This window comes from Actinomyces gaoshouyii (assembly GCF_002076915.1).
GTDB classification, from domain to species: Bacteria; Actinomycetota; Actinomycetes; order Actinomycetales; family Actinomycetaceae; genus Actinomyces; species Actinomyces gaoshouyii.
Genome location: NZ_CP020468.1, coordinates 1,835,034 through 1,856,567 on the forward strand (window position 1 = coordinate 1,835,034; position 21,534 = coordinate 1,856,567).

At 72.2% G+C, this 21,534-nt stretch carries 17 protein-coding genes; 6 read left to right on the top strand and 11 right to left on the bottom strand.

The genetic code is table 11. The features are described from left to right. Nucleotides 1–50: 50 nt before the first annotated feature. Genes B6G06_RS07580 through B6G06_RS07590 form a run of 3 tightly spaced genes read right to left on the bottom strand, consistent with a single transcriptional unit; the run spans nt 51 to nt 5,643 of the window. Nucleotides 51–1,550, bottom strand: coding sequence for a DUF5719 family protein (locus B6G06_RS07580; protein WP_081171788.1), 1,500 nt, complete (start codon nt 1,548–1,550; stop codon nt 51–53). Further along, entirely contained in the window at nt 1,547–5,392 is a 3,846-nt protein-coding gene (locus tag B6G06_RS07585; RefSeq protein WP_081171789.1) for a glycosyltransferase family 2 protein, read from the bottom strand. Before B6G06_RS07585 ends, B6G06_RS07580 begins: the two co-directional genes overlap by 4 nt. Next, nucleotides 5,389–5,643, bottom strand: coding sequence for a WhiB family transcriptional regulator (locus B6G06_RS07590; protein WP_188640695.1), 255 nt, complete (start codon nt 5,641–5,643; stop codon nt 5,389–5,391). Before B6G06_RS07590 ends, B6G06_RS07585 begins: the two co-directional genes overlap by 4 nt. 270 nt (nt 5,644–5,913) lie before the next feature. Between B6G06_RS07590 and B6G06_RS07595 the strand changes: the two genes are divergently transcribed. Then, a complete protein-coding gene (locus B6G06_RS07595) occupies nt 5,914–6,657 on the top strand; it encodes a TIGR03089 family protein (RefSeq protein ID WP_080462007.1) in 744 nt (247 codons plus the stop codon). Between the two features lie 3 nt (nt 6,658–6,660). Here B6G06_RS07595 and manA read toward each other — a convergent pair whose 3' ends face one another. Beyond that, on the bottom strand, nt 6,661–7,854 hold the full coding sequence (gene manA / locus B6G06_RS07600) for a mannose-6-phosphate isomerase, class I (RefSeq protein WP_081171790.1): 1,194 nt from the start codon (nt 7,852–7,854) through the stop codon (nt 6,661–6,663). Nucleotides 7,855–7,923: 69 nt separating this feature from the next. Here manA and rfbA point away from each other — a divergent pair, with 69 nt between their 5' ends. The 4 genes from rfbA to B6G06_RS07620 all read left to right on the top strand — a co-directional run bounded on the left by rfbA (nt 7,924) and on the right by B6G06_RS07620 (nt 12,689). Then, complete coding sequence (rfbA, locus tag B6G06_RS07605) at nt 7,924–8,796, top strand: glucose-1-phosphate thymidylyltransferase RfbA (RefSeq protein ID WP_081171791.1); 873 nt, start codon at nt 7,924–7,926, stop codon at nt 8,794–8,796. 134 nt (nt 8,797–8,930) lie between these two features. Then, nucleotides 8,931–10,757: a phosphotransferase gene (locus B6G06_RS07610; protein WP_081171792.1), complete on the top strand. Its 1,827-nt coding sequence runs from the start codon at nt 8,931–8,933 to the stop codon at nt 10,755–10,757. After that, nucleotides 10,757–11,707, top strand: a complete 951-nt coding sequence (locus tag B6G06_RS07615) for a DMT family transporter (RefSeq protein WP_081171793.1) — start codon at nt 10,757–10,759, stop codon at nt 11,705–11,707. Before B6G06_RS07610 ends, B6G06_RS07615 begins: the two co-directional genes overlap by 1 nt. 103 nt (nt 11,708–11,810) lie before the next feature. Next, a complete protein-coding gene (locus tag B6G06_RS07620) occupies nt 11,811–12,689 on the top strand; it encodes a LicD family protein (protein ID WP_081171794.1) in 879 nt (292 codons plus the stop codon). On the opposite strand, the gene B6G06_RS07625 is transcribed toward B6G06_RS07620, so the two are convergent. Genes B6G06_RS07625 through B6G06_RS07635 form a run of 3 tightly spaced genes read right to left on the bottom strand, consistent with a single transcriptional unit; the run spans nt 12,659 to nt 15,697 of the window. Next, nucleotides 12,659–13,939 (bottom strand): lipopolysaccharide biosynthesis protein, encoded by a 1,281-nt coding sequence (locus B6G06_RS07625; protein WP_081171795.1) that lies wholly within the window; start codon nt 13,937–13,939, stop codon nt 12,659–12,661. The genes B6G06_RS07620 and B6G06_RS07625 overlap by 31 nt on opposite strands. A gap of 7 nt (nt 13,940–13,946) precedes the next feature. Beyond that, the gene (locus B6G06_RS07630) at nt 13,947–14,864 is read right to left on the bottom strand and encodes a glycosyltransferase family A protein (RefSeq protein ID WP_081171796.1); all 918 of its coding nucleotides are present in this window, start codon (nt 14,862–14,864) and stop codon (nt 13,947–13,949) included. Beyond that, complete coding sequence (locus B6G06_RS07635) at nt 14,861–15,697, bottom strand: LicD family protein (protein WP_081171797.1); 837 nt, start codon at nt 15,695–15,697, stop codon at nt 14,861–14,863. Before B6G06_RS07635 ends, B6G06_RS07630 begins: the two co-directional genes overlap by 4 nt. Before the next feature lie 210 nt (nt 15,698–15,907). On the opposite strand from B6G06_RS07635, the gene B6G06_RS07640 reads away from it, so the two are divergent. Continuing rightward, nucleotides 15,908–17,017, top strand: a complete 1,110-nt coding sequence (locus tag B6G06_RS07640) for a glycosyltransferase family 4 protein (protein WP_081171798.1) — start codon at nt 15,908–15,910, stop codon at nt 17,015–17,017. On the opposite strand, the gene B6G06_RS07645 is transcribed toward B6G06_RS07640, so the two are convergent. From B6G06_RS07645 to B6G06_RS07660, 4 genes are read right to left on the bottom strand one after another with little or no spacing between them, the layout of a single operon-like run. Further along, the gene (locus tag B6G06_RS07645) at nt 17,005–17,466 is read right to left on the bottom strand and encodes a DUF2304 domain-containing protein (protein WP_080462017.1); all 462 of its coding nucleotides are present in this window, start codon (nt 17,464–17,466) and stop codon (nt 17,005–17,007) included. The two genes, B6G06_RS07640 and B6G06_RS07645, sit on opposite strands and share 13 nt — an antisense overlap. Then, a complete protein-coding gene (locus B6G06_RS07650) occupies nt 17,463–18,233 on the bottom strand; it encodes a glycosyltransferase family 2 protein (RefSeq protein ID WP_081171799.1) in 771 nt (256 codons plus the stop codon). The genes B6G06_RS07645 and B6G06_RS07650 overlap by 4 nt, the downstream gene beginning before the upstream one ends. Next, a complete protein-coding gene (locus tag B6G06_RS07655; RefSeq protein ID WP_081171800.1) occupies nt 18,223–20,103 on the bottom strand; it encodes a DUF2142 domain-containing protein in 1,881 nt (626 codons plus the stop codon). The genes B6G06_RS07650 and B6G06_RS07655 overlap by 11 nt, the downstream gene beginning before the upstream one ends. Further along, the gene (locus B6G06_RS07660; RefSeq protein ID WP_081171801.1) at nt 20,100–21,530 is read right to left on the bottom strand and encodes a sugar nucleotide-binding protein; all 1,431 of its coding nucleotides are present in this window, start codon (nt 21,528–21,530) and stop codon (nt 20,100–20,102) included. The genes B6G06_RS07655 and B6G06_RS07660 overlap by 4 nt, the downstream gene beginning before the upstream one ends. Nucleotides 21,531–21,534: the final 4 nt, after the last annotated feature.

Genomic DNA, 21,534 nt, shown 5'->3' on the forward strand with positions numbered 1-21,534 from the left:
GCCCTGCCCGGTCCGCGGTCCTCGGCATCGCTGCCCGCGCCCGGACCTGGTCAGCCGAGGCTGATCCGCGTGGAGGGCTGCGAGGCGGAGTCGGCGATGACCGGCAGGACGGCGATGAGCGGGCCGGCCGCGTCCCCCGAGGCCTTGCGGGTGAGCAGCACGGCGGCGCTCAGGCCGTCGGGCTGCGCAGCACTCAGCCGCACGGCGCTCACACCCGCCGGCACCTGGGCCGTCACGCTCGACCCCGCCGGGATGTCGACGGTGGTCGACCATCCCCCATCGGGACTGGCCAGGTCCACGGTCCTGGCCTCGCTCGCCGTCGAGGAGATGACGAGGCCCGGCGAGACGCCGTCGCGGGGCATGAGGGCCGTCGCGGAGGCGAGAGCACCGGGTGGGGCCGCCTGGCTCCAGGCGACATCGTGAACGAGAGCGCCGGAGCCCGCGGGCAGCTCGCCGCCGACGCGGACCATCCTGGCGGCGGCGCTGACCGGAGCGTCGGAGGTGACCCGGATGCCGTAGGCACCGGGGTCGACACCGGTCAGCGTGATGTCGAAGACAGAGCCGGGATCGATGGTGACGGCCTGCGCGCCGGGCAGTGGGGAGGGGCCGGCGCTGCCGGAGAGCGCGACCGCGACGGTGGCCGTCGTGTCCCCGGGATTGACCACGCGCAGGACGGGCTCGTCGGAGGACTCCGCCCCGTTCACGGCCTCGGAGCCCTGCTCGGCGGCCTTCGCCATGACCACCGCGGGGATGGTCTGCTCGGTGGCGGGCGCGGCGCCCGGGGTGAGCATCTCCACCCCGGCGGGGGTCTCGCCGTCAAGTCCCTCGGCGACGAGGGTGGGGACGATGCTCCCGCCGTCGGATTCGACGGACAGGGCGATCCTGGGGTCGGCGGCGCCGGCGGACTCCAGGAGGAGGGACGAGGTCTTCCCCGCCGCGACGACGACCTCGCCATTGGAGGGGAGGGAGATCGCCCCGGCCGATCCGTAGAGGCGCACGCGGGCGGTCACAGTGGTGACGCCGGGGTTGGTCAGGCGCAGCTCGGCGGAGGAGCCGAGGGCGGTCGAGCCCCCGACGATCCAGGCGACGGGGCGGGCGGGCGCGCAGGGCGCGGCGGCCAGCCCGCGCAGGTCCCCCGCATCGGTGGCCGAGGTGACGGCGCCGGCGGCGCCGGCGGGCGCGGCGGTGAGGACTCCGCCGCCGGAGCCCTGGGAACCGGTCAGCGTCGTCGGCGTGGAGGTCGCGGCACCCACGGCCCTGCCCGCGTAGCTCAGTGAGGCGGGCGATCCGATGGGGAGGATCGTGGTGGTCGTGACGGCCTGCCGCACGTCGACACCGCCGAGGGTGTTGCCGGGGGCGGCGGGGCAGCCGTAGGCCGCGGTCCCGGGGGGCGTATCGACATCGACGGCCCCGACCTCCCGGATGGGTGCCGCGGGAGCGGGGCCGGCCCAGGCCGCCAGGGCGACCGCGCCTGTGAGGAGGAGGGCCCCGGCACCCCATCCGGCGGCGCGCCGAGCGGGGCTGGACCCGAGGCTGATGCGGGGGCTCATGCGGACCTCCTGCGACGCAGCGGGAGCGCGGCCAGGGCGGTGATCGCCCAGACCGTCATGATGGCGACGGCGAGGATCCGCTCGTCGAGAGAGGAATGGGTGAGGGTGAGCTCGCCGCCGCCGGCGGGGACGAGGAAGGCCTGCTGCCACTGGCCCCGGCCATCGGTCCGGGCGGTGGCCTGGAGGGGCTCTCCGTTGAGGGCGGCGCTCCAGCCCGGGTCGGCGCGCTCGGCGAGCACGAGCACGCGCTCGCCCCCGGAGACGGAGTCGGGGATGGTCGTGGTGGTGCCCTGGCCGGTGAACGGGACGGTGGAGGCGCTCGGGCCATCGCCGTCGGCGGTCTCGAGGAGGACGGCGCGCGCCGATTGCGCGGCATTACCGGGGCTGACGCGCCAGGAGACGCCCGCGTCCGTGCGCGCGAGCTCCTCCAAGCCGGGGGTGGAGGCCAGTCCGGCGCGGGCAGTGGCCGTGGTCTCGTCGCCCTGCCTGGTAGTCAGCAGGACGACGCCGATGCCGTGCGCCGAGAGCTCGTCGGCGGCGGTCTCGCCCTGGCCCGCGACGGCATGGGCGATGGCCGCCGCCAGTGAGGAGTCGGCGGTGTCGGCGAGGCCCGCGGACCCGTCCGCGGCCGGACCCGCTGAGGCGGACTGGGCGGCGCGGCTGTCGAGACGCGCGCCGGTGGGCTCGGGCAGCGCATCGGTGAGCAGGAGACCGGCGCCGCGCCAGATGGAGGCGGTCAGGGCGGAGCCGTCCCCGGTCCCTGACGAGCCGAGGACGAGGACGCGACTGGCCTCGGGGGCGCGCTGGAGCTCGCGCGCGATGAGCGGGACCCGCTGCGCTGCCGGCCGCAGGGCCATGAGGGGGGCGCCCGGGTTGGCGGCCCGCGCCTGACCGGGGACACGGTCGCCGTTCGCGACGGCGAGGGCCCATCCGGCGCCGAGCACCAGGGGCGGGGTGAGGACGAGCGCGCAGGCCAGCGGGGCGGCGATCTGGAACCAGCCGTGGGAGCGCTGGACCAGGGCGGCGCGAGCGGCGTCGGCCCCGGCCAGGGCCGCGGCGAGCATCCCTGCCAGGGCGAGGCTCTGCGCGGCGCCGGGCCAGCCGGCCACGGTCATGCGGACGCCGCTGGGCGCGAGATCGGTGCCGATGATGGTCCCGGTGGTGACGACGGCGAGGGCGAGGGCGCCGATCGCCGCGAGGGCGCCCGCGCGTGCTCTGCCGCCCCGGCGCCCGGAGGCCAGCAGGCCGGTGAGGGCGAGGAGTGGGGCGAGCGCCAGCAGAAGGCGGACGGCCAGGAGCGCGTGCGCGCCGGGGATGAGCGAGGCCAGATCGATGGGCGAGCCGAGGAGCAGGTCCGTGCGGCCGGGCGCCGGGGTGACCACGGGCGCGCCGGGGTCGGTGACGAGGAGGCGGAGGGCCGCGGCCCCGTCGCCGGCCTCGCGCAGCTGCCAGGCGCGCCACCACACGGGCGCCGGGGTGATGGCGGCCGGGACGAGGGCGAGCAGGAGGCGCCGTGCCCCGCCGGAGGCACGGATGGGGCCGAGCGCTCCCTGGAGCGCCTTGACGACGATGAGCAGGAACAGCGCGGGGACGATGACGGCGGCCGTGGCGGGCACTGCCGCGGTGATGGCGGCCAGGAGCAGCCCGGCGACGGCGGCGGCCGTCGGGGAGCCGGGGCCGTAGTGCTCGACGGCGGCGGTGGCCCGGGCCTCGGTGGCCGCCTGCTGGATCCTGGCGGCCAGCCGTTCGGACAGGGGATGCCTCGGCGGGGCCTCGACGCCGTCCTCGGCACCGTCCTCCGCATCGTCCGCTGGCGGACCGGGGGCCTCGGAGGCCCCGGGCCCGTGCTGCTCGCCCGACTCCCCGAGTTCCCCGAGATCCTCGATGCGGGCGCTGCTGATGCTCTCGGCGTGGGCGAGCTCGTCGTCGGAGATACGGTGGGCACCCGCGAGGCCCGAGAGCACGCGATCGCGGCGGTCGGCGCCGACGGCGCGGGCCAGCGCCACCAGCGCCCAGGGCAGGATGAGATGGACGATGAGCGAGGCCAGGCGCCCCTGCCCGACGGCGAGCAGCAGGCTGGGCGCGGCCGTCCAGGTCAGGGCTGCCCAGGCGCGCAGGGCGATGCGGCGGGTGACCGTGCCCGCGGCGAACCAGGCGCCGGCGGCGGCCAGGGGCAGCGAGACGAGCAGGAGCAAGTGGACGAGCGCGTCCCCGCTGATCCCCACCGCGCCGGCCAGGGCCATCGGCAGGGCGAGGACCGCGAGGAAGGGCGTCATCGCGGTGGGGTAGCCGTCGGCCGAGCCCGCCCAGGTACTCCAGGCCGCCTCCCACAGGGCTCGCCAGTCCTCGCCGAGCGAGGCGAGCGCCCCGCCCATGACCGAGCGGGCGGTGAGCACATCGCTCAGGGCGGTCAGGCCGCAGATGGCGGCCAGGACCAGGACGACCCCCAGGGTCCGCCGGCGGCGGAAGGCCAGGATCGCGAGCTCGCCCAGCTCGAGCTCACTGGGCGCGGCGGCGCGGGCGAGGCGCTGGCGCTCCTGGCGACCCCGATCCCTCCTGGCCGCGCGGATCTCGGCGGGGTCGAGGTAGAGCTCGGCGAGCACGCTGCGCGGGACGGCGGTGAAGGAGGCCAGGCGCCGCCGGCCGCGCCGGATGCGGGCGGGCCGGGAGGCGACGGTGAGGGCGGCCGCCAGCTCGTCGCCCGCCAGGGCCGGGTCCTTGGTGAGCAGGCGCCAGGCCCCCCGCCCGAGGGCGAGGAGGATCATCCAGGCGAGCAGCGGGAGCAGGGGCCGGGTGGAGATCGTGGCCCAGGCGGCCAGCTGGGCGGTGCGGCGGGCCCGGAAGGAGCGGTCGAGATCCGGTGGATCCGCTGAGGCGGCGGCCTCGGGGGTCTGCCCGGCATCGGGGGACCCGGCGCGCTCTCCCGGGGAGTCCGCACCGGCGGCCTCATCAGCGTTGGTGGGAGCGCCGCCCTCCTTGGCGCCGCGCAGGCCTAGGTAGGTGGCGCGTCGGTGGCGGATGACGGCGCTCGGGACGACGACGACCCTGTGCCCGGCCAGCCGCAGGGCGTGGGAGAGCTCCAGGCCCTCGGCGAGCAGGGGCATGTCGGGCGAGGCGCCGCCGATCTCCTCCCAGGCCCGATGGGAGATGAGCGCGCCCGCGGTGCCCACGGCGAGCACATCGCTGCGGTCATCGTGCTGCCCCTGATCGATCTCACCGGGGACGATGTCGTTCGCGCGGCGCGCCGAGCCCGTGGCCCGCAGCCCGACCTCGAGGAGCAGATCGGGGTTGTCCCAGTCCACCTGCTTGGGGCCGGCCAACGCGATCGAGCGAGCGGTGGTGACGGCCTGGAGGAGCTCGGCGAGGCAGTCGGGCTCCGGGGCGGAGTCGTCGTGGAGAAGCCAGAGCCACTGGGCGTCGGAGGGGTCGAGGTCGAGGCTGAGGAGCGGGCGGCCCTCGTCCTCGTCACCGATCTGCGGGCGGGGCCGGGCCGAGGCCCGCTCCTGGGCGAGGGCGAGCCCCCGGGCGACGGCGCCGCCGAGGGTGGGCGCGGCGGGGGCGCGCAGGATGCGCACGGCGGTGACGAGGTCGAGGCCGGAGGCCTCCACGACCTCCTCGACGGGGGTGCCGTCGCCCAGGCCGTTGGCGCGCGAGGCGACGTCGACGATGAGGACGGCGGCCGGGAGGACGGTCTGCGCCGCGAGCGCGACCAGCGTCCGGGACAGGAAGGCAGTGACCCCCGCGGTCACGACGACGGCGAGGGTCTCATCCTGAGCGCGGCCGACCCCGGCGCCGGGAATGCCCTCGGCGCTCGAGCGGGCTTCGGGGCCCGGCGAGGTCATACGGCCCGGCGCTTGAGCTTGCGGCGCTCCCGCTCCGACAGGCCGCCCCAGATGCCGAAGCGCTCATCATTGGCGAGGGCATACTCAAGGCACTCCTCGCGGACCTCGCAACTGGCGCACACGCGCTTGGCCTCGCGGGTGGAGCCGCCCTTCTCCGGGAAGAAGGCCTCGGGATCGGTCTGGGCGCACAGCGCGCGCTCCTGCCACGGCAGCGGACCGGATTCGTCCCCACCCCCGAAGAGAAGGATGATCGCAGCGTCGTCAGCATCATCGGGCAGTGCCAGAGGCCCGTCGCCGAGGATGTTCCACACGATAACTTCCCTTCGAAGAGGATCAAGCAATGAAACCAAACTACACGCCTGTAAGACCAGGTATCAAGCCGGGAAAGGCCACATGATCTGCTGAGACCGAGTTGAGACGCACCACTCAAGCCCGCAGATCACCCGATGTTCTGCGGAAATCTCGTCACCCGAACCTCGCTGGCGACCCTCAGAAGTGCCTCGATCTGATTGAATCCGGCTATGAACGACCCCCTCGCCCCACTCCTCCCGACCTCCGCCGACGGCGATCGCCCCTGGCTGATCTGGTACGCGCCCGAGGAGCGCATCGAGCTGACGGGGCGCGTGCTGGCGATGTGGTCGTCGAAGACCGCCGCCTTCCTCGACGCCGAGGCGGGTCCCGCGCCCCTCGTCCACTGCGCGCTGGAGCCCCACTGGAGGACGGTGACCTGGTGGCTGGGAACCTGGCAGGTGGGGGGCGGCGTCCTAGAGGCGGGCGCCCTGGAGACCAGCACCGCCGCCGCGCCCGCCGTCAGCGTCGCCTTCTCCCCCGATCGGCTGCACCGGGACGCCGACGTCCAGGCGCTCGTGGCCCGAGCCTCGCTCGCCCTGCGCTGGCCGGACGGGCTGCCGCCCCTGGTGAGCGACGGCGTCGCCGATCTCATGGCCCATCCGGACTCCTTCCCGGCCCTCCCGGCGGCTCCCGGCGCCCCGGCACTCATCGAGGCCACCGGGACACCCGGCGAGCCCGGCGCGGAGCGGAGCCTCGACCGGGGGGCGCTGGTCGACTCGCTACCTCCCACCACGGGCTCGCCGGGCGCTCCGCCCGGGGCGCCCGGCGCGGTCCTCATCCGCCGCGAGACGATGCCGGCCGCGATGCGCACCATCCTCGCCGCCTGGAGGGATGGGCGCGCCGCAGTGCTCCTCGCTCCGGACGCCGACGACGCGCTCGCCACCGCGGCCGCCCGTCAGGAGGGGGCCGCCTGAGGGTCAGGGCACATCCGCCTGGACGACGCTCCCATCGCCCTCGACGGTGAGGACCCGCTCGTCCGCCCCGACGAACAGCGCCTGCCCCCGCTGGAGCCGCTCGCGCCCCGCCGTCGTCGAGACCTCCACTCGGCCGTCGATGCCGAGCAGGATGCGCGGACCGCGCCCGGGGACTCCCACGGCGCCATCGGCCGCCGCCACGTCGGTGACGAGCAGCTCGAAATCGTCCACCGGCGCGTAGTAGGCGCGGGTCGCCCGCGAGAGGTACTCAGGGGCGGGGCGCACCGGCGGCGCGGCCACGTAGTCGACGCAGGCGAGCATCTCCGGGATGTCGATGTGCTTGGGGGTCAGCCCGGCCCGCAGGACGTTGTCGGAGGAGGCCATGATCTCCACGCCGAGCCCGCCGATGTATGCGTGGACGGAGCCCGCGGGGACGAAGAGGGCCTCTCCCGCGCGCAGGGTCACCGGGTTGAGCAGGAGGGCGGCGGCGATCCCGGGGTCGCCGGGGAAGGCGCGGGCCATCTCCATCACGTTGGCGTCCGCGCGCCGCGACGGCGAGGCCCCTGCGGCCAGGCGGGCCGCGAGCTCGACGACGAGCTCATCGATCTCCTCGCCGCTGGGACGGCTGTCCACGGAGACGATGTCGGTGAATGCCTGGCGGATGCCGAAGCGGCCGGGCGCCAGACGCAGGGTCCGGCGCATGCGGCGGGCCAGGGGGGAGGAGAGCCCCGAGAGCACCTCCGCCGCACGGCGGGGGGCGCGGAAGCCCGCGACCGCCTCGAAATCGGTCAGGGCCAGGACCATCTCGGGCTTGTGGTTGCGATCCTTGTAGTTGCGCACGGGGTTGGCCAGGTCGATGCCGGCCCGCTCCTCGGCCTCGTAGCCCTCGATGGCCTGCCCGATGGAGGGGTGGACCTGGAGGGACAGGGGGCGCGCGGGGGCGATGATCTTGAGCAGGAAGGGCAGCCGGGGACCGAAGCAGAGCATGACGTCCTCGCCCAGGAGGCGGGCGGGCTCGGCGGCGATCCGCTGGGCGAGAGTGTCCGCCCCCTCCCCCATGGTGGCGGGCCCGAGGGGATGGGCCCCGAGCCACTGCTCGGCCCAGGGCTCGCCGTCGGGCGCCTCCCCCAGGAGCTCGGGGATGGCGGAGGCGTGCCCCCAGCCGTACCTCTGCCGGAAGCCGTGGAGTCTCTCCATGGGCACACCGTAGCGGCAGCACCGGCGCTTCCACGCGCAAGCGGGCCGGATGGTACACACTTGGGGACTATGCGAGGCATCATCCTGGCCGGCGGCTCCGGCACACGACTCAACCCGATCACCCTTGGCACCTCCAAGCAGCTGGTGCCGGTCTATGACAAGCCGATGATCTACTACCCGCTGTCCACGCTCATGCTGGCCGGCATCCAGGACGTCCTGGTCATCACCACCCCGCACGACGCCCCCAGCTTCCACCGCCTGCTGGGCGACGGCTCGCAGCTGGGAGTCAACCTGTCCTACGCGGTCCAGGAAGTGCCCAACGGGCTGGCGCAGGCCTTCGTGCTCGGCGCCGACTTCATCGGGGGCGAGAGCGCGGCCCTGATCCTGGGCGACAACATCTTCTACGGCCCCGGCATGGGCACCCAGCTGCGCCGCCACACCTGCCCCGACGGCGGCGTCGTCTACGCCTACCAGGTGGCCGATCCCACCGCCTACGGCGTCGTGGAGTTCGACGCGGGCTTCAGGGCCGTCTCCATCGAGGAGAAGCCCGCCCACCCCAAGTCCGACTACGCGGTGCCCGGCCTGTACTTCTACGACAACGACGTCGTCGCCATCGCCCGCGACCTGGCCCCCTCGGCCCGCGGCGAGTACGAGATCACCGATGTCAACCGCACCTACCTGGAGGCCGGGCGCCTCACCGTGGAGGTCCTGCCCCGCGGCACCGCCTGGCTGGACACCGGCACCTTCGACTCATTGGCGGACGCCACCTCCTTCATCCGCACCATCCAGCACCGCCAGGGCCTCAACATCGGCTGCCCGGAGGAGATCGCGTGGCGCATGGGCTTCATCGACGACGACGGCCTGCGCCGGCGCGCCGAGCCCCTGGTCAAGTCGGGCTACGGCCAGTACCTCCTCAACCTCCTGGCCCGCGAGCGCCGCTGAGAGCCGTCCGCGCCCGCCGGGCCCCGGCGCCGACGAGATGAAGGCAACACGGCCCTCCTGTTCATCTTCTGAATACATGGGACTATTCTCGAACATGCGAGGTTCCCATTCAGATCCGAACAGGAGGCCGCTTCATGCCCGGCACTCTCACCCAGCCCCAGTTCGACGCCCTGGCCGCGCTCCTGCGCGCCGACGCGGCCCTGACCCAGCGGCAGATCCAGGAGTCGACGGGCATGTCCCTGGGCAGCGTCAACGCCGCGGTGCGCGAATGCGAGGCCGCCGGCTACATCGCCGGGCGCGAGCTGACCGCCTCCGGCCGGGCCGCGCTGGAGCCCTACCGGGTGGACAACGCGATCATCCTGGCGGCGGGCCTGTCCAGTCGCTTCGCCCCGATCTCCTACGAGCGCCCCAAGGGCACCCTCAAGGTGCGCGGGGAGGTCCTCGTCGAGCGCCAGATCCGCCAGCTACACGAGGCCGGGATCACCGACATCACAATCGTCGTCGGCTACAAGAAGGAGTACTTCTTCTCCCTGGCCGAGCGCTACGGGGCGCGGATCGTGGTCAACAAGGAGTACGCGACCCGCAACAACAACGCCTCCCTGTGGCTGGTCAAGGACGACTTGGCAAATACCTACATCTGCTCCTCGGACGACTACTTCACGATCAACCCCTTCGAGTCCCACGTCTACCAGGCCTACTACTCGGCCACGTACATCGCCGGCCCCACCCGGGAGTGGTGCCTGACCACCGGCGCGGGCGGGCGGATCACCGGGGCGACCGTCGGCGGGGCGGACGCCTGGACGATGCTCGGCCACGTCTACTTCGACCGCGCCTTCTCCGCCACCTTCCGGACGATCCTGGAGTCCGTCTACGACCTGCCCGAGACCGCCCCCAAGCTGTGGGAGTCCATCTACCTCGATCACATCAAGAGCCTCGACATGGTGATCCGGAAGTACCCCGACGGCGTCATCCACGAGTTCGACTCCATCGACGAGCTGCGCTCCTTCGACCCCGCCTTCATGGAGAACATCGACTCGGAGGTCTTCGAGAACATCTCGGCCGCCCTGGGCTGCGAGCGCAGCCGGATCGGCGCCTTCTACCCCCTCAAGCAGGGCATCACGAACCTGTCGTGCCACTTCTCCGTGGGCGAGGACGAGTACGTCTACCGCCACCCCGGCGCCGGCACCAACCAGCTCATCGACCGCCGCGCGGAGATCGAGGCCCTTCGGCTCGCCGGGGAGCTGGGCCTGGACTCCACCTTCCTGGCCGGGGATCCCGAGCAGGGCTGGAAGATCTCGCGCTACGTCCCCGACTGCCGCAACCTGGACGTGTCCAATCCCGATGAGCTGGAGCGGGCCATGCGCATGGACCGCGCCCTGCACGAGTCGGGCCGCGAGCTCGCACGCAACTTCGACTTCGTGACCGAGGGGCTGCGCTACGAGTCGATCCTGGCCTCCCGCGGCCCCATCGACATCCCCGGCTACGACGAGCTGCGCGCCAAGGTGCTGCGCCTCAAGGAGTTCGCCGACGCCGACGGCTTCGATCTGGCCCCCAGCCACAACGACTTCTTCCCGCTGAACTTCCTCGTGGACGCCTCCGGCGAGCTCTCCCTCATCGACTGGGAGTACGCCGGCATGTCCGATATCGCGGCCGACTTCGGCACGATGGTGGTCTGCGCGCAGCTGGGCGCCGAGCGCGCCGAGGACGCCCTGGGCTACTACTTCGGCCGCCCCCCCACCCCCGCCGAGCGGCGCCACTTCTGGTCCTACGTCACCTTCGCCGGCTGGTGCTGGTACGTGTGGTCCCTGGTCAAGGAGGCCGAGGGCGACGACGTCGGCGAGTGGTTCCTCATCTACTACCGCCACGCCGTCGACTACGTCGACGCCCTCCTGGCCTCCTACGTCTCCGGCACGGACCTCACGGACGCCCCAGCGGCCCTGAACGCGAGGAGGGGAGCCTGATGCGCTACGGAGTCATCAGCGGGGCCACCTGGGGTCTCGACACCGTGATCCTGGCCATGGCCGTCGCCCTCGCCCCGTTCCTCGGGGCCTCGCAGGCGCCCATCGCCAGCGCCCTCATCCACGACGTCATCTCCGCGCTGCTCCTCGTGGCCTACATGGGCGCGCGCGGGCGCCTGCGGCATACGCTCGCCGCCCTGCGCACCCGCTCGGGCAGGGTCGTGGTGCTGGCCGCGATCCTCGGCGGGCCGGTGGGAATGAGCGGCTACCTCATCGCCATCAACAACATCGGTCCCTCCTACACCGCGATCATCTCCACCTTCTACCCGGCCCTGGGCACGCTCCTCGCCTTCCTCATCCTCGGTGAGCGCATGAGTCCGCGCCAGATCCTGGCCCTCCTCGTCGCCCTGGGCGCCATCATCGCGATCGGCTGGTCCTCCTCGGCCGAGTCCGGCGGCGGCAACGCGATCCTGGGCATCATCGCGGCCCTGGCCTGCGTCCTCGGCTGGGGTTCCGAGGCCGTCATCCTCACCTGGGGGATGCGCGACGACTCCGTGGACAACGAGACCGCCCTGCAGATCCGCCAGACGACCTCGGGCGTGGCCTACCTCCTCGTGGTGGCCCCGCTCGCGGGGGCCCTCGGCTTCTCCGCCGGCGCCTCCCTCACGCCGGCCACCGGCGTCATCGCCCTGGCGGCCATCGCCGGGACCGCCTCGTACCTCTTCTACTACAAGGCCCTGGGCTCGATCGGCGCCTCCCGGGGCATGGCCCTCAACATCTCCTACTCCGCGTGGGCGGTCATCCTCGCACTCGTCCTGCAGGGGACCATCCCCACGGCTCTTCAGGTGGTGTGCTGCGTCGTCATCCTCGTGGGCACGGTCCTGGCCGCCACCGCCGACTGGTCCGACCTGCGGCTCACGCGCCGTGCCCCCGTGCTCGCGGAGGAGGCCTGAGGGCGGGGCCGGCCGCGCCCGGCGTGAGCCGCTCGGCACGGCCGGCCCCGACACGTCGCCCCGCGGCTTCCCGGTCGGCTCCCCGCCGGGAGAGGATGTGCCCATGAGCACCACCGGCTACGACGACCCCGCCCTCCTCAAGCGCGTCCAGAGGGCCACCGCCCGAGCCCTGGCCGAGCTCGACCGCCTCTGCAACGAACTGGGCCTGGAGTACGCCGCCTACGGGGGCACCGCGATCGGCGCCGCTCGCCACCAGGGCTTCATCCCCTGGGACGACGACGTCGACGTCGTCATGCCGCGCCCGGACTACGAGCGCCTCCTGGCCGAGGCCGATCGCGTCATCGGCCCCGGCTTCGTGCTGCTCAGTTCCCGCAACTCCCCGGACTACCCCAAGACCTTCGGCGTGCTGGGCCTGGCCGGGACCGCCTTCATCCCCGAGATCGCGCGCGACCGCGCCTACCGGGTTCCCATCGGCGTCGATATCTTCCCCCTCGATGTCCTTCCCGACGACGAGCGCGCTTTCAAGCGGATGGCGCGACGGACCTGGGTGTGGGGGCGGCTCATGTACCTGCGTGGGACGCCCACCGCCGAGGTCCCGCTGCCCGCGCCCGCGAGGCAGGCGGCCGGGCTCGTCCTGCGCGCCGTCCACTGGGGGCTGCGGGCCGCCCGGGTCTCACCGCGCGCCCTGTACGAGCGCTGGGATCGCGCCGCGCGCTCCCACGCGGGCGAGGACTCGGTGTGGCTGGGCGATTTCTCCACCCAGGACCCCAGGCGCTGGTCCATCCGCCGCGATGAGCTGCTCCCCACCCTCGCCTTGCCCTTCGAGGGCATGACGATCCGGATGCCCCGCGCCTACGACGCGGTGCTCACCCGGGGCTATGGCGACTACATGGCGATCCCGCCGGTCTCCGAGCGGGTCAACCACAAACCCTCACTGGTGGACTTCGGGGATCACGACTTCGCCGACGACGCCGAGGACTGAGCCGGCGGCCCGCCCCGCTCCGAGCCGAGCCGGCGGTAGTCGCGGACCAGGAACAGGGACAGCAGCGCGACGGCGAGCGAGTAGGACAGCACGCCGACCCAGCTGACACCGTTCATCCCGAAGGCGTCGACGAGGACCTTCATCGAGACCAGGGAGGTCATCGCCGCGAGGGCGTTGCCCAGGAAGCCCGCCTTGAGATCGCGCACGGCGATGAGCAGGTCGTTCATGAACCAGGCGAAGGCCGTCATGACCGTGCACACGATCGCGGGCAGCAGCAGGTCCGTGTGCCCGATGATCTTATCGCCGAAGATGAGCCGCAGCACCGGATCGCCCAGGAGCAGCAGCAGGGCCGCCGCGACGGCGATGACCACGAGGATCCCGCCGATGGTCCGCCACAGGAGGGCCAGGGCCGAGCGCTTATCGGAGTGGAAGCGGTCCGCGAACTCCCCCATGAGGGGGCTGTAGACGTAGACGGCGCCCATCTGCACGATGACGACGGGCGAGGCCACGGAGTTGTAGATCCCCAGCGCCTCGCTCCCGACGGAGGACTCCAGGTACTGGCGGGGCAGCGTCAGGACGGAGGAACTGCAGACCTGGGCGATGACGAGGGGGAAGAGGGTGACCAGCAGGGACATGGCGGGGCGGAGGTCGATGACGGGGCGCAGGCGCTCGAATTGGGCCGAGCGCGGTACGTCGTAGACGACGCCCACGAGGATGGTCGCCACCGCCATGGCGACGACGGCCACCATGAGGGAGTTCGCCAGCCACAGGACGACGCAGAAGCCCGCCAGGGTGGTCACGCCCTGGAGGATGTAGGACTTGCCGATGTAGTCCATCCGGCGGTGCCGCTGGTCGATGGCGTGGAGGACCTCGATGAAGTTCGTTGCCAGGGAGTAGACCAGGTACATGGCGATGAGCGGCAGGGCGTCGAATGAGGCCGTGGCCAGGGAGTAGATGATGCCGATGAGGAAGGCCAGGGCGGTGGTCAGCACTCGCAGGCCCACGTACTCCCCGGCGCTCCGCTCGCCCTTGGTATCGGTGACCTGGATCGTGCGCAGGCGGTAGTCGGCGAAGGGGTTGATGAGGTTCGCGATCGCCATGACGAGCGCGAGCCCGCCCGCGGCGTCGAACCCGTGCGAGAGGCGCACGACGGCGACCCCCACGAGGTAGTTGCAGACGAGTCGGGTGATCGAGCCGACCGAGCTCCACAACATGTTCGTCCGGAGGGACAGGGCCTCGGGCTGTGCCATCGTTCTCCTACTTGAACAGCGTGTACCTGGCCACCAGCGCGGGCAGGTAGCAGGCCAGGGCCACTGGCTTGTTGGGCGCCATGCGCAGGGCGCCGGACTGCCCGGCCAGGCGGCAGCCCACAAGGTACAGGAGCGTCTCGCGGACGACGCCCTTGAGCGTGGTGGAGCGCTCGGCGCAGTAGCGCTTGTGCTTCCAGTAGCCGATGGGGTTCCGCTTGGCGTTGGCCGCGAAATTGCGGGTGAGCCCATCGGGCAGGTAGTGGCAGATCGTGAGAATCGTGTTATCGGCCAGCATGACGTAGCGCTCGTCGAGCCGGTAGTAGACCGAGGTCTCGGCGATGAAGATCTCCCCGGGGGCGACGTCGTAGGGGTAGTCCCGCAGGACCTCGGTGCGGTGGATGAGGGAGGTGTCCCCTCTGAATCCCATCGTCTCGAAGAGGTCCCAGTACTTCACGTCGCGCGCGCCCTCGGGCATCCACGTGTCCATGGGGGTGCGCTCATCCGTGCCGCGCAGGGCGACGATCCCGGCGTAGCGGTCCTGGCCCTTGATGGTGGCCCAGGTGGCCAGCACGTGCTCGATGGCGCCGGGGAGCAGCCAGTCGTCGGAGTCGACGACGAAGAACAGCGGGCTGGTGGCCCGCTCCACGCCGAGGTTGATGGCCCGGGGCTTGCCGCCGTTGGCGGTCTTGACGTAGTCGATCTCGATTTCGCCGCGCTCGATCCAGGAGGCGACGAGCTCCTCGGTGCCGTCGGTGGATCCGTCGTCGACGATCATCCATACGAAGTCGTGGGAGGTCTGCGCCACGAGGCTGTCGTAGAGGACGGGCAGGATGTAGGCGCGCTCGTAGGTGGGGGTGAAGACGCAGACGGTCCTGGGCGCGGGGCCCGCGTGGGTCTCGGCGATCTCAGGGCTCCCGGGCATCATGACCTGTCTCCTGCCCAGGTGACGGCGCGCAGGTGCGCGGGCGGGCGCTCCTCGGCCGGCGGGATGCGCTCCCAGTCGCCGTAGTAGTCGGTGAGCACCTGGGCCGCCTTGGCGGGGACGGGGTATGTCCCTCCCTCGAAGACCGCGCGGGCCGCGGGGAAGAGTGATCGGGGCTCCAGGGTGTTCTTATCCATGTGGTCGTCCACGAGTAGGACGTAGCGGATGTCGTCGTCCTGGGAGGAGGCGTCCTTGATATTAGCCCCCCGGGCCAGGGCATCGGCCCTGGCGGCGATCCGGTAGGGGTCGAGGCGGCGGGTGGCCGGGTGGATGACGCGCTTGACGAGCTTGGCGGCGCCGGAAGTGGCGTATCGGGGATCGGTGGCGGCCAGCGAGCGCCACCGGACGAGCCGGGCGGCCTTGGCGCGCACCCGGCGCATGCGCGGGTCGGACAGCCTCACGCGCTCCAGGGGGAAGATGTCGCTCCACAGGCCCAGGGCCCGCTCCTCGTCGATGAAGGTCTCCTCGGCGCGCGTGCGGGTGTCCACGAGCTTGAAGAAGGGGTAGATCGAGGTGCGGTCGCGGTAGGAGACCAGCTTGTAGCGGTCCGCGAGGGCTCCCGCGCAGCACAGGCGGAAGAGGGCCTCGTAGTCGTCACGGGGCATGACGACGTCGACGTCGTCGTCCCAGGGGATGAAGCCCTCGTGGCGCAGCGCGCCGATGAGAGTGCCGTAGGCCAGGAAGTAGGTGAGGCCGTGCTCCGCGCATACGCGATCCAGCTCGCGCAGGATGTCGAGCTCGATCTTCTTGATCTCCTCTTGTGAGAGCGATTCCATCGCTGGCCTTTCTCATCGCGGGCGCCGGATCGAGCGGGGCGGGCGCCCGGTCGCACAGATGGGCGCGCCGTCGATGCTACCGCTCCCTGCCCGGCCCCGGGGCCGCCCGGGCGCTCCCTGCCCGGAGCTGCGCCATCGATGGCCCCGCGTGTGAGAGCATTCCTCCTAAGGAGTGCCCTCGCCGCCCGTGTCCCACCGATGGAAGCCCGTATGAGAGTCGCCCTGGTCATCAATACCTATCCGCCCCGCCTGGGCGGCCTCGAGAACCACGTCTCCTCCCTGGCCCGGGGACTGCGCGATCTGGGGCACGAGGTGTGGGTGCTCACCCTCTCGGACGCCCCCGGGCTCCGCGATGACGACGGCGTGCGGGTCCTCACGGGGCGCGGTTATCTCCCGATCGCGGAGGTCATCAGCTTCCCGCGCGTGGGCACGACGAGGCGCATCGCCCGGTTCCTGCGCGAGAACCGGATCGACATCGTGAGCACGCACACGCGCTTCTTCCCCATGAGCCTCGTCGGATTGCGAGCGGCGCGCATGGCCGGGATCCCGGTGATCCACACCGAGCACGGCTCAGGATTCGTGGCCACCCCCTCCCCCATCATCCTCGCGGGCTCGCGGGCGGTCGACCTGGCGATGGGCCGCTACGTGCTGCGCCGCGCCGATCGAGTGCTGGCGATCTCCGCGCAGTCCGCCGCCTTCGTCAAGCGCTTGGGCGGCGTCGACGCCGAGGTCTTCCACAACGCCATCCCCGCGCCCGAGCCCCATCGAGCGCCCGAGGACAGGCCGGGCCACCTCGTGTTCGTCGGGAGGGTCGTGGCCGGCAAGGGCTGGGAGGCCTTCCTGTCCTCCGTCGCCGCTCTGCGCGGGCGCGGCATCGACGTCGACGGCGAGTTGCTGGGCGCGGGCGCCGAGCTGGAGGCGGCCCGGGCGATGGCCCGCGAGCTGGGCATCGATGACGCCGTGTCGATCCCGGGCCGCGTGCCGCCCAGTCAGGTGGGCCGGGCGCTGGCCGGGTCCACCCTCGTCAACCCGACTGTGCTCTCTGAGGGCTTCCAGACCACGCTGTTGGAGGCGATCGCCGGGAGCGGCCGCGTGGTGACCTACGAGGTCCCCGGCGCCCGGATCCTGGCCGACGAGGGGGCGCCCGTCGTGGTCACAGGGGAGCGCAGCGCCGAGAGCCTCACCGACGCCCTGGCGACGATGCTCGCCGCCCCACCGGCCCCGGCTCCCAGCGGCCTCATCGAGCAGTGGACCTGGCCCGTGCGCTCACGTCAGTACGCGGGCATCCTCGCCGAGGTCCTGCGCGATCACCGCGCCTGAGGGCCCGGCCCCTCGCCGTCCGCGAGGTCCATGGACGCCGTGCCCGCGGAGCCCGTGGGAGCCGCGGCGCCCGGGTCCCGCGCATCGATCCCCACCTCGTCGATCCGGGCGGTGAGCCGATCGACCTCGGCGCGCAGGATGGCGATCTCCTCAGCGAGGCGCCGCCGATCCTCGGCGTTGTGGGACAGGTCCACGCTGAAGCGCAGGGAGAGCAGCAGGAGGATGATCCCCGCGACGAAGAAGCCCAGGTTGAGCGGCACCTCGACGCCCAGTCGGCTGGATACCGCGCGCAGGCCGCCGGGGATGAGTGCGAAGACGAAGCAGCCGATGGCGATGATGATCCACCACGTCGCGTAGGCCTCCTTCATCCCGGAGTTGCGCATGCGCAGGAAGATGGAGACCAGCACGATCATCGCGAAGATGACGCCGAGGATATAGGTGGAGCTCATCGCTGCCCCTCCTGGTGGGCCGACGAGGGGCCGGCGTCGGGGGCGGCCCGGTTGGGGCGGCTCAGCGCGATCCCCAGAGCGAGGAAGGCTCGCAGGAGGAAGCGCGCGGCCTTGAGCGGGTTGTGGGAGGGCTCGCCGCCCGCGCGGGGGCGCATCCGCACGGCGACCTGGCGGACCAGCAGCCCGGACCGCTTGGCGACGACGAGCGCCTCGATGGTGTCCCCCAGGTACTCGGCGGGGTAGTCGCGGGAGAAGACCGCCAGGGCCCGGCTGTTGTAGAGCTTGAAGCCGCTGGTGCTGTCCGTCAGACGGGTCCCGCTGACGCGCGAGAGGATCGCGGAGAGCACCTTCATCGCCCAATGACGGGGGCCGCGCACCGAGTAATCGCCCTTGCCCGCGAAACGGGCGCCGATGACGAGGTCCGCCCCCGTGGTGCGGGCGCACTCGAGCATCACGGGGATCTCCGAGGGATCGTGCTGGCCATCGGCGTCGAGCTGAACCGCGTGGGAGTAGCCGTAGCGCACGGCGTAGACGAAGCCGGCCCGCATGGCGCCGCCGACCCCCAGGTTGATGGGCAACTCGAGGACGGTCACCCCGGCGCCGCGGGCGAGCGTGGCCGTGCGGTCCGTCGAGCCGTCCGAGACGACGACGATATCGGCAATGCCCCCGAGCCTCGACTGGACCTCGGCGATCACTCCCGGCAGGGCGATCTCCTCGTTCCAGGCGGGGATGATGACGAGGAGGTCGTGGCGGCGCTCAACGCTCATCGGAACCCTCCGCGGATGGGTCTGCCGATGGGCGGCGCGGGGGATCGATGGGGGGCCTGGTGCCCTGGGCGCCAGTGGCGACGGCGGCACCGGGCATGGCGGGGCCTGGCGGGGCAGTGGTCTCGCGCTGGTCGGCCTGGACGCGCGTGTGCCGCCCCGGCGACCTCCGGGTCACGAAGGCCTCGGCCGCCTCCCGGCACTCCGGCTCGGCCTGGGCGGTGGCGGTAGGGGCGACCGCGGGGGCGGCCGGCTCCGCGATGGGTCGCGCGGGGCGGCGCCATACCAGGAGCGCCATCGAGGCGATGGCCACGGCGTAGACGAGGACGAGCACGCGCCAGGTGTATTCCGGGGTGAGGGGGAAATCCGACCACCACCAGCGCAGGGAGAGATCGAGGCTGTAGACGGGGTGGTCGAGATCGAGGCGCCCATGGGTGTAGCGCTCCATGACCCTCCGCAGCGCGTAGGCGTTGACGATCACCGAGCCGATCCCGATCATCCAGACCTGCGCGCCGACCACATGCCCGCCCTTGACGGACATCGCGAGCCAGAGGAAGAGCAGGATCGCCAGGAGCGGCAGCATGTAGCGGGGCTGGTACTGGTAGACCCGCGAGAAGCCGGCCTGCAGGGAGACGACCAAGGGGACCCCGGCGATGGCGCCGAAGACGATGAGGGCGCTCAGCGCCTTGCGCCGCCCCACCCTCCGGGCGCCGATGAGCAGGCAGGCAACGACCAGGCCGATGGCGATGGTGGACGGGGCGCCATCGAAGGGGATGTCGAACCAGCCCGCCCCCCAGCGCTGTCCGTAGAACCCCGCGAAGTACTCGGGGAGGGAGGTGACCAAGGAGCTCAGGCGCATCACCAAGGGGATGGCCTCCTCCGAGGGGGAGACGGAGCTGAGCGCGCTGGCCTGGCCCGTGGACTGCATGATCCACACACCGACGGCGCTGGCGGTCAGGGCGAGGCAGGCCTCCGGGAGGATCCTCCTCGTCCATGGCGCGCCGACGAGCACGGCGAGCGAGATGACGAGCATGAAGAAGGCCGAGTCCCCGCGCGCGGAGCACGAGACGAGCGCTCCGATCGCCGCGAGCCCCAGGAGCGCCCAGCGGCGCCTCCCCTCCGTGCGCAGCGCGCCGAAGAGGGCGGCGGCATACGCCAACGTTCCCGATAGGGCCCAGGATGTGGGGTTGTTCGAGGCTACGAAGTAGAGCCCCATGGGCATCCATGCCACGAGGATGGTCAGGGCGAGGCTCTCCCTGTAGCGCGATGGCAGGAGCCATCCGATGGAGCCGAGCAGAACCATCGCGATGAGGATGTTGACCCCGCGCATGATGAGCACGGAGCCGGTGACGTCGTCGCTGACGAACAGGTGGTGGAACCAGTAGTAGCCGCCCGGGTAGTTGCCCGCGTCGTAGCGGCGCGAGTACGTGTACTCGTCGTCGGACAGGGCCCCCTTGCACAGCAAGGTCCCATCGCTGTCCGGGTAGGAGAAGCAGGAGGTCCGCTGCGAGACGGTCTCGGGCACGTAGACCTGGACCTCATTGTTGATGACCTTGGTCCCACAGCCCGAGGATTCCACGGGCGGGGGGCACCAGATGGAGCCCAGGTGGTAGTCGTCGTCCGGGGAGCCGCCGACCGGCGAGACCAATGCCCAGCCGAGGCCGGTTCCGAGCACCGTGAGCGCCAGGAGAGCGCCGAGGATCCAGCGGGTGGCGGGCCGGTCCAGCCAGGCGGTGCGGCGGGAGGGGGGCGTGGCCGCCGGGGAGTCGCCCCGTTCGGGGGAGTCGGGAGGATCGAGGGTCTCGTTGGGCCGGGCGGCCGCAGCGGCTGAGGGAGGGGAGTCCTCGCGGTCCCTCACAGTGCCGTGCCTCATAGGCCCGCGATGTAGGCGTCGAGGCGCTCCATCGAGTCGCCGGGGGTGAAGCCGGTGGCCTTGATCCGGGTGAGGTCCAGGGCGGACTTCAGGGGCCGGGGGGCGACATCCTGGCCCGCGAAGTACTCCTCGGTGGTGATGGGAGTGACCTCGGCGGGGTCATGGCCGAGGCGCTCGTAGACGCGCTTGGCCACATCCGCCCAGGAGACCACGGGGCCCTCGCCGGAGAGGTTGTAGGTGCCGTAGGCGGCGGAGGAGGACAGCAGGTGGATGATGCCCGCGGCCAGGTCCGTGGTGAAGGTGAGGCGGCCGGTCTGATCGTCGACCACCTTGGGGGCGATGCCGCGCTCGGCCAGCGAGGCCATGGTGCGCACGAAGTTCTTCCCGTCGCCCACCACCCAACTGGTGCGCACGAGGTAGTGGCTCGGGGCGGCGAGGACGGCGGCGTCCCCACCGGCCTTGGACTGCCCGTACACGCCCAGGGGGCTGGGAGGCTCATCCTCGGTGTGGGGCTCGGTCGCGCCGTCGAAGGTGTATTCGCTCGAAATGTGGACGAGGACGAGCCCGTGCTTGGTGGCGGCGCGGGCGAGGTTGGCCGGGCCGGTGGCATTGGCGCGCCAGGCTGCGGGCCGGCCCTCGGGGGTCTCGGCGCCGTCGACGTTCGTCCAGGCGGCGGCGTTGATGATGATGTCGTAGGCGGACCAGTCGAGCGCGTCCATGGCGGCGGCGTCGGAGATGTCGAACTCGGGCAGGTCCACGCCGGTGGCCGCGTAGCCGGCGTCGGCGAGCCGGCTCATGAGCTCACGGCCGAGCTGGCCGTTGGCGCCGGTGACGAGCACCCGGCGCCCCGGGACGGCGGTCCGGCCGACGGCGGGGAAGGGGGTGACGTCGGCCAGGCGCGGGTGGGCCCTGTCCTTGTCCGACAGGATGGCGTCGTCGAGGGGGATGGGCCAGGGCACGGCGACGGTCTCGTCGGCGAGGTTCAAGAAGGTGTACTGGGCGTCGGGCGACCAGTGATCGTTGACGAGGTAGGTGTAGGCCGTGTTCGGCTCGAGGGTCTGATAGGCGTTGCCCACCCCGCGGGGCACGAAGACGGCGACGGAGGGGTCGATCTCGCAGGTGTAGACAGTCCCGAAGCTGGGGCCCTCGCGCAGATCCACCCAGGCGCCGAAGACGCGCCCGGTGGCCACCGAGACGTACTTGTCCCAGGGCTCGGCGTGGATGCCGCGGGTCACCCCGGCCTCGTCGTTGAAGGAGATGTTGTTCTGCACCGGGCCGAAGTCGGGCAGGCCCAGCGCCACCATCTTCTCGCGCTGCCAGTTCTCCTTGAACCAGCCCCGGTTGTCCCCGTGCACGGTCAGATCGATCCGAAGGAAGCCGGGGATGGGGGTGGTCGCAACACCGAGGGGCTTCGCAGTGGTGGTCATGGGC